We start from the raw sequence: 14114 nt of genomic DNA, 5'->3' as shown, positions 1-14114 counted from the left end.
TTATGCTGCAACCCGTCCTGCTGGGCCTGCTGGCCGCCTTTGTCGGCTTCGCCTCCTCCTTCGCCGTGGTGCTGGCGGGATTCACCGCAATGGGTGCCACGCCCGAGCAGGCTGCCTCGGGCCTCATCATGCTCTGCGTCCTGATGGGCGTGCTGGGGGCGGGCTTTTCCATCATCTGGCGCATGCCGGTCTCCATCGCCTGGTCCACCCCGGGGGCGGCGCTGCTGGCGACGACCGGGGCGCCGGCGGGCGGCTTTTCCGCCGCGGTCGGTGCCTTTCTCGCGGCGTCCCTGCTCCTGGTGGCGGCGGGGCTGTGGCGGCCCTTCGCACGGGCGGTGGAACGCATCCCGCCGCCGATCGCAGCCGCCATGCTGGCCGGCGTGCTGCTCGACCTCTGCCTCGCGCCGGTGCGCGCGGTGGGTGCCCTGCCCTGGCTCGCCCTCCCCGTGGTGCTGGCTTGGGCGGTGATGCTGAAGCTGAATCGCCTCTGGGCCGTGCCGGCGGCGGTGGTGGTGGCCGTCGCGGCCCTGCTGCTGGGCCCTGGCCTGCCCGGCGCGGGGGCCTGGGAGGCCCCTCGTCTGGTGTCGGTGACACCCAGCTTCGAATGGGGGGCGATGGTGGGCATCGCGCTGCCGCTTTTCCTCGTCACCATGGCGTCACAGAACCTGCCCGGCTACGCGGTGCTGCAGGCCAATGGCTACAAGCCCGAGATGCGGCCGGTCTTCCTCGCGACCGGCGGCGGCAGCTTCCTCGGCGCCTTCTTCGGCGGGCAATTGGTGAACCTCGCCGCCATCACGGCGGCGCTCTGCGCCGGGCCGGAGTCGCACCCGGAGCCGAAGCGCCGCTGGGTGGCGGGCCTGGTCGCGAGCCTTGGCTATCTGGGCTTCGCGATGGTGGCTGGCGTCGCCGCCGCCGTGGTGGCCGCCGCACCGCCGCTGCTGATCCAGGCGGTGGCAGGCCTCGCCTTGCTGGCCTCGCTGGCCGGCGCGCTGACATCCTCCATGTCGTCGGAGCCGCTGCGCGTGCCCGCGATCGTGACCTTCGTCGTCTCCGCCTCCGGCCTCAGCGTGGCTGGCATCGGCGCGGCCTTTTGGGGGCTGGTGGCGGGTGGCGCGCTGATGTGGCTGCTGCGCCCCCGGTGACGCGCGTCAGGCGCCGTGCAGGATCGCCCGCGCCTCCGCGGGCGTGGCCGCTTGCTCGCCCAGTTCCTCCACGATGCGCTTCGCGCGCGCCACCAGGGGCGCATTCCCCTCGGCCAGGACGCCGCGCGCCAGGTAGAGATTATCCTCCAGCCCCACGCGCACATGCCCGCCCAGGATCACCGCCTGCGCCACCATCGGGAATTGCGCGCGGCTGATCCCGAAGGCGGACCAGATTCCGGCTGGCGGCACCATCTGCTTCAGCGCCACCATCGCCTCCGTCGTCGCCGGCGCGCCCCAGGCGATGCCGAGGCAGAGCTGGAACCAGGGCGGCGCCTCGAACAGCCCGCGCTTCACCATGTCGGCCGCCAGCGCCGCATGGCCGAGGTCGAAGACCTCCAGCTCCGGCTTCACGCCGGCCGCGCGGATCATCTGCGCCATGGCGGCCAGGTGCGCGGGCGTGTTCACGAAGGCCATCGGCCCGAAATTCATCGTCGCCACATCGAGTGAGCAGATGTCGGGCTTCAGCTCCAGCACATGCGCCACGCGCTCCTCGGGTGTGGCCATGCCGCGCGGGCGGGCGTTGACGTTCGGGTCCTCGCCCGGGGCGAAGCTGGCGCCGGGGCCGGTGGTCAGGTTGATCAGCACGTCGCTGCCCGCATCGCGGATGCGGCTCACCGTCTCGCGGTAAAGCGCGACCTCGCGCGAGGGCTTTCCCGTCTCGGGGTTGCGGACGTGGATATGGACGATGGCCGCCCCTGCCGCGCGCGCGGCCAGCGCCTCGGCCGCGATCTGCGCGGGCGTGATCGGCACATGCGGCGAGGCGCCGGTGCTGTCGGCACCTCCGGTCAGGGCGGCGGTGATGATGACGGGTCGGCTCATGGGCGCATCCTCCAGCGAACGGCGCCCCATGGGAGACGCGATGTCCGCCCTTGTGAAGCCCCGCCCGTAACCGCCGGTTAACCAGCGTCAGGCTACCGTGCAGGTCACATAAATTTACGGAAAGACAGGGACTTGCATAGATTTCGCCACCCCTCCGTCACGCTTCGCGCCCTCCTGGTGCTGGGCGCCATGTGCCTTGGAATACTCTTCACGGCCGTGAACCAGTCGCGCGAGGTCGGCCGGCTGAACGAGGCTTACCGCGTCATCGCCGAAGAGCGCTCACCGGGCTACGTTGCGCTCGCGCGCGCACAGCGGCATTTCCAGATCGTCGGCCGGCATTTGAACCGCATGGCGATCGAGGCGCAGAACCCGGCGGCCCTCAACGCCCTTTGGGGTGAGGTCGAGGCCGAGATCCGCAACTTCCATACGCGCAATGACCAGTTCCTGCGTGGCAACCCCGACCGCCAGGATGTCGCGCAGGCCAACCGCGCGCGCCATGCCGAGCTGGAGCGCGCCGCGGTCGCCGTCCGCGATGCGCTCCAGGCCGGCAACCGCACGCGCGCCGAGGAGATCATCCGCACCCAGGTGGACCCCGCGATCAACGCCCTGCGCGACGCGCTGGTGACGCAGGTGGATGGCAATGTCGGCCTGCAGGCCGCCCAGGCCGCCGCCGCGCGCGAGGCGGCGGAGGCCGCCATCCAGCAGATGTGGTTCGCCCTGGGCGGGACGGTCCTGCTCGCGGCGGGCGTGATCTTCCTGCTGTTCCGGCGCGGCGTGGCACTTCCGCTGGACCGCCTGACCGGCACGGCCGAGCAGCTGGCCGTGGGCGAGAGCACGGGCGCGGAGGCCGCTGCCGCCCTCGGCGGCAGGCAGGACGAGGTGGGGCGCCTCGCGCGGGCCGTCACCGCGCTGGCCGAGCGGGCCGCCGCCGCTCGCGCCGAGGAAGCGGCGAACCAGGCGGCGATGACCGAGCGCGAGGCCACGCAGCGCGCCGCGGCCCTCCAGGCCATGGCGCAGCGCGTGGAGGATGAGACGCGCAGCGCCATCGAGACGATGACCAGCCGCATGCGTGCAGTCAGCGACGGTTCGAGCCGCCTGAGCGAGGGCTCGGCCCGTGTCACCGCCGAGAGCGAGGGCGTGGCCAGTGCCGCCGGCACCGCGCTGGAAGCGACCCAGGCGGTCGCCGCCGCGACGGAGGAGCTGTCGGCCAGCATCCGGTCCGTGACGGGGCAGTTGCAGGCGGCCTCGGAAGCCTCGCGCGCCGCCGTGAGCGGCGTGGAGGAGGGCGTCACCACCATCGGCGGACTGCAGGAGGCGGTGGGGCGCATCGGCGAGGTCGCGCGCCTGATCGGCGAGATCGCCGGCCAGACCAACCTGCTCGCCCTCAACGCCACGATCGAGGCGGCGCGGGCGGGGGATGCGGGCAAGGGCTTTGCGGTCGTCGCCGGTGAGGTGAAGGCCCTGGCCAACCTGACGGCCCAGCGCACTGGCGAGATCGCGCAGCAGATCGGCGCGATCGAGACGGTGACGCATGAGGCCGTCGCCGCCGTCCGCCGCATCGCCGAGAAGGTCACGCAGCTCGACCGCACCTCGGGCAGCATGGCCGATGCCATGCTTCAGCAGAGCAGCGCCACGGAGGAGATCGCGCGCTCGGTGGCGGGTGCCGCCGCGTCGGTGCGGGACGTGGAGGCGCGGATCGCCACTGTCGCAGCGGAAGCGCGGCGCGCCCGGGAGCAGGCCTCCGTGATGGATGCGGCAACGGACGAGGCGCGGACTGGCGTCGCCGAGATGCAGCAGAGCCTGGTCCGGATCGTCCGCACCGCCACCAAGGAGGTGGAGCGCCGCCGGGCGGAGCGCCAGCCGGCGCGCGGGAGCTTGCAGCTGCGCGTCGCGCATGCGGCCGCGGCGGCTTTCGAACTGGTGAATGTCTCCGGCGAGGGCTTTGCCGTGCGGGGCTCGGCGCCGGCCGGCGCGGCGATCACCGGCGAGATCGGCGGTGAGACGATCCACGGCCGGGTCGTCCATGCGGGAGATGGCACGATCCGCGTGCAGCTGCTGGAGCCGGCGGCGGGCGCGCGGGAGGCCCTGCTGGCCATGGCCCGGCCTCGCGCCGCCTGACGGGGCGTGCTCGCGGTCAGGCGGCGAGGATGCCCTCGACCACCTCCTGCACCGCGAGCGCCTCCACCAGCGTCGCCAGCTCCACCGCCTCCCCGCGCGTGAGCGCCGCCAGCTTGTCGAGCTGCCCGGCCAGCGTGAGCGGGCGCATCTTCTCGTTGGGCAGCGCATCGGGCGAGGCGTGCCAGGTGCCGTCGGGCGAGAGCTTCTCGGCGAAGGACCAGTCGCGCAGGCGGATGGCGCCCCTGGCGCCCTGGATGCGCGTGATGTTGTGGTCATCGGCGAGCGTGATGCCGACCCCGCCCGAGATGGTGACGGGCACCTCGCCGGCCGAGAGCCGCGCCGCGATGGCCGTCTCGCTGCCTGTGCCGGGCGGGTAGCTGACGCGCGCCTCGGCGAGGCGCAGCGGGCCGCCCAGGCGCTGCGCCAGGAAGAGGAAATGCGAGACCACCTCCCGCGTGAAGCCGCCCTCGGCGCGTTCGGAGAGCCAGGAGGCCGCGCCCTGCTGCCAGCCGCGCGGCCATTGGGCGAAGGCGACCGTGATCTCGATGCGCTGGATGGGCCCGATCTCCGGCAGCCAGGCGCGCAGTTGCGCGATGGAGGGGGAGGAGGCCATGGGGAAGTTCACCGCCGTGCGCTGGCCGCGGGCACCCGCCACGAAGGCGCGGGCGGCCGTGAGGTCGGACGCCAGCGGCTTCTCGAGGAACAGCGCCTTGCCCGCCGCCAGCACCTGCTGGCCGAGCGCGATGTGCGAGGCGGGGGGCGAGGCGATGTAGACCGCGTCGCTCGCCGCGATCACGGCCGCGGCATCACCGCGCATCGTGAGGTCGGGCGTGATGGAGGCGAGGCGCGCCACGGCCGCAGCACCCGGGTCCCAGACGGCGGTGACCTGCGTACCGGCGTGGTTGAGCGCCGCGCGCATCAGGCGCTCGCCCATGATGCCGAGGCCGAGGATGCCCAGCTTCAACGGTTCAGACCTCATAGGGCAGCCCCACATATTGTTCGGCGAGGCCGGTGCGCGCGGCCTCGGATTGCACGAGGTAGTCGAGTTCGGCGACCTGCACGCGATGCTCGAAGGGATCCTTGTCGCTGAACCTGTGCAGCATGGCGGTCATCCACCAGGAGAAGCGCTGCACCTTCCAGATGCGGCGCAGGCAGATCTCGCTGTAGCGGTCGAGCAGGCCCATCCCCTGGCCACGATAGAAGGCGATCAGGCCTTGCGCCAGCACGCGGACATCCGCGACGGCGAGGTTCATGCCCTTGGCGCCGGTGGGGGGCACGATGTGCGCGGCATCACCCGCGAGGAACAACCGGCCATGGCGCATGGGCTCGGCCACGAAGCTGCGCATGGCGGTGACGCCCTTCTGCAGGATCGGGCCCTCGTTCACCGAACCCAGGCGCTGATGCAGGCCCTCCCAGATGCGCGCATCGGACCATTGGCTGAGATCCTCATCCGGCGCGCATTGCAGGTAGAGGCGGGAGACGGTGTTGCTCCGCATGGTGGCGAGCGCGAAGCCATCGGCATGACGGGCATAGATCAGTTCGTGGCTGATGGGCTGCGCCTCGGCCAGGATGCCCAGCCAGGCGAAGGGATAGACGCGCTCATAGATGCGCAGCACCTCGGCCGGCATGGCGGCGCGCGAGATGCCGTGGAAGCCGTCGCAACCCGCCACCACGTCGCAGCGCAGCTCCTGCGCGTGGCCGTCGAGCGTGAAGGTGATGCGGGGCTGGTCCGTCGCGATGTCATGGACCGCCGCATCCTCCACCTCGAAATGCAGCGGGCGGCCGGTGGCGAGCCGCGTGGCCACCATGTCCTTCACCGCCTCCTGCTGGCCATAGATGGTGACGCGCTTGCCGGTCAGCCCGTGCAGGTCGATGCGGTGGGAGGCGTCGTTGAAGCGCAGCTCCATGCCGTCATGCGCCAGGCCCTCGCGGTGCAGGCGCTCAGCCAGGCCCGCCTCCGTCAGCGTGTCCACGCTGCCCTGCTCCAGCAGGCCGGCGCGGATGCGGCCCTCGATATAGGGGCGCGACTTCGCCTCGATGATGACGCTGTCGATGCCCGCCCGATGCAGCAGATGCGCGAGCAGCAGCCCGGCCGGCCCCGCGCCGAGAATCCCCACCTGTGTCCGCATGCCCGAACTCCCGCTATCCGAGAGCCGGGCAATGGCGCAGAATGGGCCGCTCGACAACGGGGGTGATGATGGACCAGCCGCGCCGCATTGACGTGATCTCGGACGCGATCTGCCCCTGGTGCTGGATCGGCAAGCGGCAGATGGAGCGGGCGCTGGCCCTGCTGGACCAGCCCTTCAGCATCCATTGGCGCCCCTACCAGCTCAATCCCGACATGCCGGTGGAGGGTGTGGAGCGCGCCGCCTATCGCGCCGCCAAGTTCGGCAGCGTGGAGCGCGGGCGCGAGCTGGACGCCAACGTGGCCGAGGCCGGCCGCGCCGTGGGGCTCGAATTCCGGCATGACCGCATGCTGCGCACGCCCAACACCATCGCCGCCCACCGCCTGATCCGCTGGGCCGGCGAGAAGCAGAACGACATGGTGGAGGCGCTGTTCCAGGCCTATTTCCACGACGGTCAGGACATCGGCGACCACGCGACGCTCGCCGCCATCGCGGCCACGCTCGGGCTGGATGCCGCGGCTTTCCTCGCCTCGGACGAGCAGGCGGACGAGGTCCGGGCCGAGGATGCGCATTTCCGCCGCATCGGCATCAATGGCGTGCCGAGCTTCGCCCTCGACGGCCAGGTGATGTTCTCGGGCGCCTATCCGGCCGAGCACATGGCGCAGATCTTCGGCCGGCGCGCCGCCTGATGGAGGCGGTGCTGGCCAAGGCCGCCGCCCTGGGCGAGAGGCTGCGCGCGCGGGGGGAGACCATCGCGGTCTCCGAATCCTCCTCGGGCGGGCTGGTTTCGGCGGCCCTGCTCGCCCTGCCCGGCGCCTCGGCCTATTTCATGGGGGGCGCCGTGACCTACACGGCCGCCGCGCGCGAGGCTCTGGCCGGCATCACGGCCGAGCAGATGGTCGGGCTGCGCTCGGCCAGCGAGCCCTATGCGCTGCTGCTGGCCCGCACCATGCGCGAGCGGCTGGGCACCACCTGGGGCCTAGCCGAGACCGGCGCCTCTGGCCCCACCGGCAACCGCTATGGCGATGCGGCGGGGCACAGCTGCCTCGCCATTTCCGGCCCCGTCGAGCTGGTCCGCACGCTGGAGACGGGTCATGGCGAGCGCTGGCCGAACATGCTGGAATTCGCCCTCGCCGCGCTGGGTTTGCTGGACGAGGCGCTCAGCGGTTGAGCGCGCCGCCCGCCAGCCAGCCGGCGCCATCAGCGTAGAGGCGCTCGACCGCAGCGCCCTTCAGCCCCGGCATGTCGCGCTTCACGGCATAGCCGATGCGGGTCTGCAAATAGGCCAGGTGCCGGTAGCCCTCGGGGAATTGCGCGAGCAGCGCCGCGTCCAGCGAAAGCCGCGCATCGGGCGCCACCGGGTCCATCCGGTCCTTCTCATAGATCGGCTGGCGGAGCAGCAGCTTCCAGCTTCCTTCATGGCGCTCCACGAAATCATAGAAGCGGCCGGTGCAGACCACATCCACCAGCACGCCCTCCACCTCGGCGCGCTGGCTGATGGTCATCTTGGTCTGGGCAATGGCGCGATCGCCCCGGATGTCGCTGCTGTGGCCGCCCAGGAAATGGAGGATGGAGACGCCGCGATTCCAGCCCTCGATGCTGGCGGCGATGAATTCCGCCGCCGTGCCTTGCTTCCAGGTGGCCATCATCCGGCCCTCGGGGTGCCAGCAGGTGGCAAAGCGCGCCCAGTCGCCGGCGTCGCGCCAGACGGCCCAGTTCTCGATGAGGGCGCGGATCTCGGCGGCGTCACGCATCGTCAGCGCTTTGCGATGATGCCGCCGGACATGCTGGCCGGGATGCGGTCCCGCCAGGCGCCGGCATCCACGGCCGTGATGAAGTCCAGCAGCGCGCGGTTGAAGACGTCGGGGTCCTCCAGGTTCATGGTGTGGCCGCATTTCGGCATGACCAGCAGGGCGGAGCTGGTGATGGTGCGCTTGAGGTAGAGCGCGGGCTCCAGCGTCGGGTCATCCTCGTCGCCCGCGATGATGAAGGTGGGCAGCTTCAGCTTGCGGAAGCGCTCCTCCAGTTCGAACAGCGAGGGGCGTTCGCGCTGCACGCCCAGCATGGTCAGCGCCGAGCCCTCGGCGGAGTGTTCCGCCATCATCGCCTCGAACTCGGCGAAGCCGCGCGGGTCCTTTTCCTCGAAGACGAGGCGCGTGGGGCCATGGGTGTAGGTGTGGGCGAAGGCCTGCATGCCTTCGGCGCGCAGCTGCGCGACCGAGGCGTCCAGCTCGGACTGGAACTGCCCGCGCTTGCCCGGGGCCGCGCCATAGCCGACGCCGGCCGCGGTCAGGCTGCGCGCCAGATGCGGGTAGCGGAGCCCGAGATGCAGCGTGGCGAAGGCGCCCATGGAGAGCCCCACCACATGGGCGGGCGCCAGGTTCAGCCCCTGGATGACGGCGGCGATGTCATCCGTCGCGCGGTCCTGGTTGTAGGCCTTCGGGTTGGTGGGGACGCTGCTTGGCGGATAGCCCCGCGCGTGGAAGGCGATACAGCGGTAGCGGCGGGAGAAGAAGCGGATCTGCGGTTCCCAGCTGCGCGCATCGCCCGCGAATTCATGGGCGAAGACCAGCGGCGTGCCCTCCCCCGCCTCGATGTAGTGCAGGTCGACGCCATCCTCGGTGCGGATGCTGGGCATGCGGGGAATCTCCTCTCCAGTCGGGTCGCAGCTTGCGTCGGGGCCCAGGGCGCGGCAAGGGACGGCCGCCGTTCAGGAGTGCCTCGCCGATGCCCCGCCAAGCCCTCGCCTTCCGCGTGCCCATGCGCCATCCGGGCGATGTGTCCGAGATCGCCGCCCTGTTCGAGGCGGGCCGGCTGCGGCCGGAGGAGGTGGTGGCGATCCTCGGCAAGACCGAGGGCAATGGCTGCGTGAACGACTTCACCCGCGCCTATGCGGTGAGCGCGCTGGCCGGGATGCTGGGCGCGCGCATGGGGGCGACGCCCGAGGCAGTGATGGCGCGCGTGGCGCTGGTCATGTCGGGCGGGACGGAGGGCGGGCTCTCGCCGCATTTCCTGGTGCTCGCGGTGCGCGAGGTGGCGAGCCCCGCGACGGGGGCGCTCGCCATCGGCGTGGGCTTCACGCCGGATTTCCCGCCGGAGGAGATCGGCCGCATGGCGCAGCTCCGCGCCACGGCTCATGCGGTGCGCGCCGCCATGGCGGATGCGGGCATCAGCGACCCGGCCGAGGTTCACTACGTCCAGGTGAAATGCCCGCTCATCACCTCGGCCAAGGTGGCGGACGCCTTGGCGCGCGGTCAGAGCGTGGCGACGCATGAGACCTATCCCTCCATGGGCCTCTCGCGCGGCGCGGCGGCGCTGGGGGTGGCCCTGGCGCTGGGTGAGATCCCGGAGGCCGCGCTGTGCGATGCCGTGATCGGCGCCGACTGGTCGCTGCACTCGGGCCGCGCCAGCTGCTCGGCCGGCGTGGAGCTGGAGCGCTGCGAGGTGATCGTGCTGGGCAACAGCCCGGCCTGGGCGGGCGACCTCCTCATCGGGCATGATGTCATGACCGATGCGGTGGATTTCGGTGCGGTGCAGCGGGCTCTCTCCTCGGTGGGGCTGGGCGTGCCCGGGCAGTTGGACGCCACGGCCCGGGCGCGGCTGGTGGCGGTGCTGGCCAAGGCCGAGCCCTCCAGCACTGGAAGCATCCGCGGCCTGCGGCACATCATGAATGATGACAGCGACATCAACTCGACGCGCCACGCCCGCGCCCTGGTGGGCGGCGTGATCGCGGCCGCCGTGGGCCGGACCGACCTCTTCGTCTCGGGCGGCGCCGAGCACCAGGGGCCGGATGGCGGCGGGCCGGTGGCCGTGCTGGCGCGGAAATAATCCGGCTTGTCCAACGGAATGTCGCGCGGGGGGCTGGAAACCGGACGCGGTTGGTCCTATTTGACCGACACCGCAGGAGAACGCCGGTGCTGAAACTCTCCAGATTGACCGATTACGCCGTGGTGGTGCTGTCGCGCATGGGGCGGGACAATGAGCCGCTGCAAAGTGCCCCGGGCATCGCCGCCCGCACCGGCCTGGCCGAGCCTACCGTCGCCAAGGTGCTGAAGATCCTCGCGCAATCCGAGATCGTCGAGGGGCTGCGCGGCGCCCGCGGTGGCTATCGCCTGACGCGGCCGCTCAGCAGCATCACCCTGGCAGAGGTCATCGTCGCCTTCGATGGGCCGATCGCGCTCACCGCCTGCGTGGATGGCGGCATGGGCGGCTGTGAGAGCGAGCATCTCTGCCCCGTCCGGGGCCGCTGGGACCCCGTGAACCACGCCATCCGCCAGGCCCTGGCCGGCATCTCCGTGGCCGAGCTGGCCGGCGGAAATTGCGGGGCCAGCCTTCCCTTCACCACCGACCAATTCGTCGCCGCCGAGTAGGAGCGCACATGCCTGCCGTTGCAGAGACCCTCGAGACCGTCCAGGCCGCCAGCGATGGCGGCTACAAGTGGGGCTTCGAGACCGAAATCGCGATGGAATTCGCGCCGAAGGGGCTGAACGAGGACATCGTCCGCTTCATCAGCGCGAAGAAGAACGAGCCCGAATGGCTGCTGGAATGGCGCCTCAAGGCCTATCGCCTCTGGCTCACCATGGAGGAGCCGGACTGGGCCGCGGTGAACTACCCGAAGATTGATTACCAGGACGCCTATTACTATGCGGCGCCCACCACCAAGACGGCCCCCAAGTCGCTGGACGAGGTGGACCCCGAGCTGCTGCGGACCTACGAGAAGCTCGGCATTCCCGTGCGCGAGCAGGAGCGCCTGCAGGGCATCGCGGTGGACATGGTGTTCGACAGCGTCTCGGTCGCCACCACCTTCAAGGAGCGGTTGCACAAGGAAGGCATCATCTTTTGCTCGATCAGCGAGGCGGTGCAGGAGCACCCGGAGCTGGTGAAGCAGTATCTTGGCTCCGTCGTGCCGCCCGGTGACAACTACTTCGCCTGCCTGAACAGCGCGGTCTTCACCGATGGCAGCTTCGTCTACATCCCGAAGGGCGTGCGCTGCCCGATGGAGCTTTCCACCTATTTCCGCATCAACGCCAAGAGCACGGGCCAGTTCGAGCGCACGCTGATCGTGGCCGATGCCGGTTCTCATGTCTCCTATCTGGAGGGCTGCACCGCGCCGATGCGCGATGAAAACCAGATGCACGCGGCGGTGGTCGAGCTGGTGCTGATGGATGACGCCACCATCAAGTACAGCACGGTGCAGAACTGGTACCCGGGCGATGCCGAGGGCAAGGGTGGCATCTACAACTTCGTCACCAAGCGCGCCGCCTGCCGCGGTGCCCGCAGCAAGGTGAGCTGGACGCAGGTGGAGACGGGTTCCGCCATCACCTGGAAGTATCCCTCCTGCATGCTGCTGGGCGATGACAGCGTGGGCGAGTTCTACTCGGTGGCCATCACCAACAACCACCAGCAGGCCGACACGGGCACGAAGATGTGGCACGTGGGCAAGAACACGAAGTCCACCATCGTCTCCAAGGGCATCAGCGCCGGCAAGGGTCAGAACACCTATCGCGGCCTGGTCAAGATCAGCCCCAAAGCGACGGGTGCCCGCAACTTCACCCAGTGCGACAGCCTGCTGATCGGCGACCAGTGCGGCGCGCACACCGTGCCCTACATCGAGAACCGCTGCGTCAGCGCCAAGGTGGAGCATGAGGCGACGACCTCGCGCATCGCCGAGGACCAGCTCTTCTACTGCCGCTCGCGCGGGCTCAGCCAGGAAGAGGCGGTAGGGCTGATCGTGAACGGCTTCTGCCGTGAGGTCCTGAAGGAGCTTCCCATGGAATTCGCCGTGGAAGCCCAGAAACTTCTCGCTATCTCGCTCGAAGGGAGCGTCGGTTGATGTTGCGTATCGAAGGCCTGACGGCCGAAATTGACGGCAAGCAGATCCTCAAGGGGATCAACCTGGAAGTGCCGACGGGCGAAATCCACGCCATCATGGGCCCCAACGGCTCGGGCAAGTCCACCCTCTCCTACGTGCTGAGCGGGCGCGAGGGTTATGAGATCACGGGCGGCAGCGCCACCTTCAACGGCGTGGACATCCTGGCCATGGAGCCGGAGGAGCGGGCCGCGGCCGGCCTTTTCCTCGCCTTCCAGTATCCCGTGGAACTGCCGGGCGTGGGCAATGCGAATTTCCTGCGCACGGCGTTGAACTCCATCCGCAAGGCGAAGGGCGAGCCCGAGGTGGACGCCATGGCCTTCCTGAAGATGGCCCGCGCCAAGCTGAAGACGCTGCAGATGAGCGACGACATGCTCAAGCGCAACGTCAATGTCGGCTTCTCCGGCGGCGAGAAGAAGCGCAACGAGGTGCTGCAGATGGCGCTGCTGGAGCCCTCCCTCGCCATCCTGGACGAGACGGATTCCGGCCTCGACATCGACGCGCTGAAGATCGTCTCCGAGGGCGTGAACGCCATGCGCGGCCCGAACTTCTCGGCCCTTGTCATCACCCACTACCAGCGCCTGCTGGACTACATCACGCCCGACCGCGTCCATGTCCTGATGGGCGGCCGCATCGTGAAGTCGGGCGGCCCCGAGCTCGCGCTGGAGCTGGAGGCGGAGGGCTACGCGAAGGTGGCGGCATGAACGCCATGACCCCTGGTGCCTTTTCCGCCCGTTTCGCGGGTCTGCGCGAGCACCTGCCCGGCGGCCGCACCCCCTGGGTGGCGGCGCTGCGCGGGGCCGCGGCCGAGCATTTCGCCGCGACCGGTCTGCCGCACCGCAAGCTCGAGGCCTGGCGCTACACCGACCTCTCGCCGATCGCCCAGGCGCAGTTCACCGAGGCGCTGACGCTGGCGGCCGAGCACCCCGCGCTGCCGCCGATGCGCGCGCCGCATCGCGCCGTCTTCGTGGATGGGCGCTTCGCCGCAGGCCTCTCCACCCTCCCCGCCTGGTGCCGGACGCTGGCGGGCGACCTGAACGCGGCCGAGGGCTGGCTGGGCGCCCTTGCGCGCGAGCTGCCGGTGGTTTCGCTCAACACCATGCTCTTCGAGGACGGGCTGATGCTCGATCTGCCGGCGGGCGTGGAGGGCGGCGCGCTGGAGCTGCTGAGCCTCGCCAGCCACACCGAGCGCCCCATCGCCTTCCATCCGCGCCACCTGATCCGCCTCGGCGCCGATGCCTCGCTCACGCTGATCGAGACGAGCCTGGGCCCCAATGGCGCGAGCTACCTGCACAACCCGGTCTTCGAGATCCAGGTGGCGGCAGGTGCGACGCTCAGCCATGTGCGCATCCAGCGCGAGGGGCGCGCGGGCTTCCAGCTCTCCACCGTGCTGGCGGCGGTCGAGGGTGGCGGCACCTATGACAATTTCACGCTGAACGCCGGCGCCCGTCTCGTCCGCAACGAGATCCACACCGCGCTGCTCGGCCCCAAGGCCGCCTGCCACATGAACGGCGCGCAGCTCGCGGGCGATGGGCAGCACGCCGACACCACCACCTATCTGGATCACGCCGCACCCGATTGTGCGAGCCGCCAGACCTACAAGACGGTGCTGGCCGGCAAGTCGCGCGGCGTCTTCCAGGGCAAGATCCTGGTGCGGCAGGTGGCGCAGCGCACCGATGGCTACCAGATGAACCAGGCGCTGCTGCTCTCGGAAGAGGCGGAGATCGACGCCAAGCCGCAGCTCGAGATCTACGCCGATGACGTGAAGTGCAGCCATGGCGCCACCGTCGGCGCGCTGGACGAGGCGCAGCTCTTCTACCTGCGCGCGCGCGGCATTCCGGCCGAGGCGGCGCGGGCCATGCTGGTCCAGGCCTTCCTGACGGAGGCGATCGAGGGTGTCACGCACCCCCTCGCCCAGGCCGCGCTGGCCGAGGCGACCGAAGGCTGGTGGGAGCGCGAGGCGGCATGATGCGCGCGACC

14 protein-coding genes are annotated in these 14114 nt (G+C 70.4%); 9 read left to right on the top strand and 5 right to left on the bottom strand.

The window, feature by feature from the left end; genetic code table 11:
* The first annotated feature begins 2 nt into the window (after positions 1-2).
* A complete protein-coding gene (locus tag ACQ860_RS02065) occupies positions 3-1142 on the top strand; it encodes a benzoate/H(+) symporter BenE family transporter (protein ID WP_431301749.1) in 1140 nt (379 codons plus the stop codon).
* Positions 1143-1148: 6 nt separating this feature from the next.
* Here ACQ860_RS02065 and ACQ860_RS02060 read toward each other — a convergent pair whose 3' ends face one another.
* Entirely contained in the window at positions 1149-2021 is an 873-nt protein-coding gene (locus tag ACQ860_RS02060) for a 3-keto-5-aminohexanoate cleavage protein (RefSeq protein WP_431301748.1), read from the bottom strand.
* Positions 2022-2153: 132 nt separating this feature from the next.
* On the opposite strand from ACQ860_RS02060, the gene ACQ860_RS02055 reads away from it, so the two are divergent.
* Positions 2154-4139, top strand: a complete 1986-nt coding sequence (locus ACQ860_RS02055) for a methyl-accepting chemotaxis protein (RefSeq protein WP_431301747.1) — start codon at positions 2154-2156, stop codon at positions 4137-4139.
* 16 nt (positions 4140-4155) lie between these two features.
* On the opposite strand, the gene ACQ860_RS02050 is transcribed toward ACQ860_RS02055, so the two are convergent.
* Together ACQ860_RS02050 and pobA are read right to left on the bottom strand one after the other, a co-directional pair.
* Complete coding sequence (locus tag ACQ860_RS02050) at positions 4156-5118, bottom strand: Gfo/Idh/MocA family protein (RefSeq protein WP_431301746.1); 963 nt, start codon at positions 5116-5118, stop codon at positions 4156-4158.
* Positions 5108-6268 carry a 4-hydroxybenzoate 3-monooxygenase gene (pobA, locus tag ACQ860_RS02045; RefSeq protein WP_431301745.1) on the bottom strand — a complete coding sequence of 387 codons (1161 nt, stop codon included), beginning with the start codon at positions 6266-6268 and terminating at the stop codon, positions 5108-5110. Before pobA ends, ACQ860_RS02050 begins: the two co-directional genes overlap by 11 nt.
* 68 nt (positions 6269-6336) lie before the next feature.
* Between pobA and ACQ860_RS02040 the strand changes: the two genes are divergently transcribed.
* Together ACQ860_RS02040 and ACQ860_RS02035 are read left to right on the top strand one after the other, a co-directional pair.
* Positions 6337-6954, top strand: a complete 618-nt coding sequence (locus tag ACQ860_RS02040) for a DsbA family oxidoreductase (RefSeq protein WP_431301744.1) — start codon at positions 6337-6339, stop codon at positions 6952-6954.
* Entirely contained in the window at positions 6954-7436 is a 483-nt protein-coding gene (locus ACQ860_RS02035) for a CinA family protein (protein ID WP_431301743.1), read from the top strand. Before ACQ860_RS02040 ends, ACQ860_RS02035 begins: the two co-directional genes overlap by 1 nt.
* Here the strand turns inward: ACQ860_RS02035 and ACQ860_RS02030 are convergent.
* Both ACQ860_RS02030 and ACQ860_RS02025 read right to left on the bottom strand, forming a co-directional pair.
* Positions 7426-8019 carry a nuclear transport factor 2 family protein gene (locus ACQ860_RS02030; protein ID WP_431301742.1) on the bottom strand — a complete coding sequence of 198 codons (594 nt, stop codon included), beginning with the start codon at positions 8017-8019 and terminating at the stop codon, positions 7426-7428. The two genes, ACQ860_RS02035 and ACQ860_RS02030, sit on opposite strands and share 11 nt — an antisense overlap.
* A gap of 2 nt (positions 8020-8021) precedes the next feature.
* A complete protein-coding gene (locus ACQ860_RS02025) occupies positions 8022-8903 on the bottom strand; it encodes an alpha/beta fold hydrolase (protein WP_431301741.1) in 882 nt (293 codons plus the stop codon).
* 89 nt (positions 8904-8992) lie between these two features.
* On the opposite strand from ACQ860_RS02025, the gene ACQ860_RS02020 reads away from it, so the two are divergent.
* From ACQ860_RS02020 to sufD, 5 genes are all read left to right on the top strand, one after another.
* Positions 8993-10093 carry a ring-opening amidohydrolase gene (locus ACQ860_RS02020; protein ID WP_431301740.1) on the top strand — a complete coding sequence of 367 codons (1101 nt, stop codon included), beginning with the start codon at positions 8993-8995 and terminating at the stop codon, positions 10091-10093.
* Positions 10094-10179: 86 nt separating this feature from the next.
* Entirely contained in the window at positions 10180-10635 is a 456-nt protein-coding gene (locus ACQ860_RS02015; RefSeq protein ID WP_431301739.1) for an SUF system Fe-S cluster assembly regulator, read from the top strand.
* Positions 10636-10643: 8 nt separating this feature from the next.
* Positions 10644-12098: a Fe-S cluster assembly protein SufB gene (sufB, locus tag ACQ860_RS02010; RefSeq protein WP_431301738.1), complete on the top strand. Its 1455-nt coding sequence runs from the start codon at positions 10644-10646 to the stop codon at positions 12096-12098.
* The gene (gene sufC / locus ACQ860_RS02005; RefSeq protein ID WP_431301737.1) at positions 12098-12838 is read left to right on the top strand and encodes a Fe-S cluster assembly ATPase SufC; all 741 of its coding nucleotides are present in this window, start codon (positions 12098-12100) and stop codon (positions 12836-12838) included. The genes sufB and sufC overlap by 1 nt, the downstream gene beginning before the upstream one ends.
* Positions 12835-14103: a Fe-S cluster assembly protein SufD gene (gene sufD / locus ACQ860_RS02000; protein ID WP_431301736.1), complete on the top strand. Its 1269-nt coding sequence runs from the start codon at positions 12835-12837 to the stop codon at positions 14101-14103. The genes sufC and sufD overlap by 4 nt, the downstream gene beginning before the upstream one ends.
* Positions 14104-14114 lie beyond the last annotated feature (11 nt).

It is taken from the genome of Sediminicoccus sp. BL-A-41-H5 (genome assembly GCF_050632405.1).
In the GTDB taxonomy this organism is placed as follows: domain Bacteria; phylum Pseudomonadota; class Alphaproteobacteria; order Acetobacterales; family Acetobacteraceae; genus Roseococcus.
Note: the sequence above shows the minus strand (reverse complement) of the source record. Positions and strands in the feature narration are given on the sequence as shown.

What these genes read in the sequence shown, in the direction of transcription:
- sufC (WP_431301737.1), top strand. Translation starts at nt 12,098, where the DNA reads ATGTTGCGTATCGAAGGCCTGACGGCCGAAATTGACGGCAAGCAGATC.
- sufB (WP_431301738.1), top strand. Translation starts at nt 10,644, where the DNA reads ATGCCTGCCGTTGCAGAGACCCTCGAGACCGTCCAGGCCGCCAGCGAT.
- pobA (WP_431301745.1), bottom strand. Translation starts at nt 6,268, where the DNA reads ATGCGGACACAGGTGGGGATTCTCGGCGCGGGGCCGGCCGGGCTGCTG.
- ACQ860_RS02060 (WP_431301748.1), bottom strand. Translation starts at nt 2,021, where the DNA reads ATGAGCCGACCCGTCATCATCACCGCCGCCCTGACCGGAGGTGCCGAC.
- ACQ860_RS02035 (WP_431301743.1), top strand. Translation starts at nt 6,954, where the DNA reads ATGGAGGCGGTGCTGGCCAAGGCCGCCGCCCTGGGCGAGAGGCTGCGC.
- ACQ860_RS02025 (WP_431301741.1), bottom strand. Translation starts at nt 8,903, where the DNA reads ATGCCCAGCATCCGCACCGAGGATGGCGTCGACCTGCACTACATCGAG.
- ACQ860_RS02020 (WP_431301740.1), top strand. Translation starts at nt 8,993, where the DNA reads ATGCCCCGCCAAGCCCTCGCCTTCCGCGTGCCCATGCGCCATCCGGGC.
- sufD (WP_431301736.1), top strand. Translation starts at nt 12,835, where the DNA reads ATGAACGCCATGACCCCTGGTGCCTTTTCCGCCCGTTTCGCGGGTCTG.
- ACQ860_RS02065 (WP_431301749.1), top strand. Translation starts at nt 3, where the DNA reads ATGCTGCAACCCGTCCTGCTGGGCCTGCTGGCCGCCTTTGTCGGCTTC.
- ACQ860_RS02050 (WP_431301746.1), bottom strand. Translation starts at nt 5,118, where the DNA reads ATGAGGTCTGAACCGTTGAAGCTGGGCATCCTCGGCCTCGGCATCATG.
- ACQ860_RS02040 (WP_431301744.1), top strand. Translation starts at nt 6,337, where the DNA reads ATGGACCAGCCGCGCCGCATTGACGTGATCTCGGACGCGATCTGCCCC.
- ACQ860_RS02030 (WP_431301742.1), bottom strand. Translation starts at nt 8,019, where the DNA reads ATGCGTGACGCCGCCGAGATCCGCGCCCTCATCGAGAACTGGGCCGTC.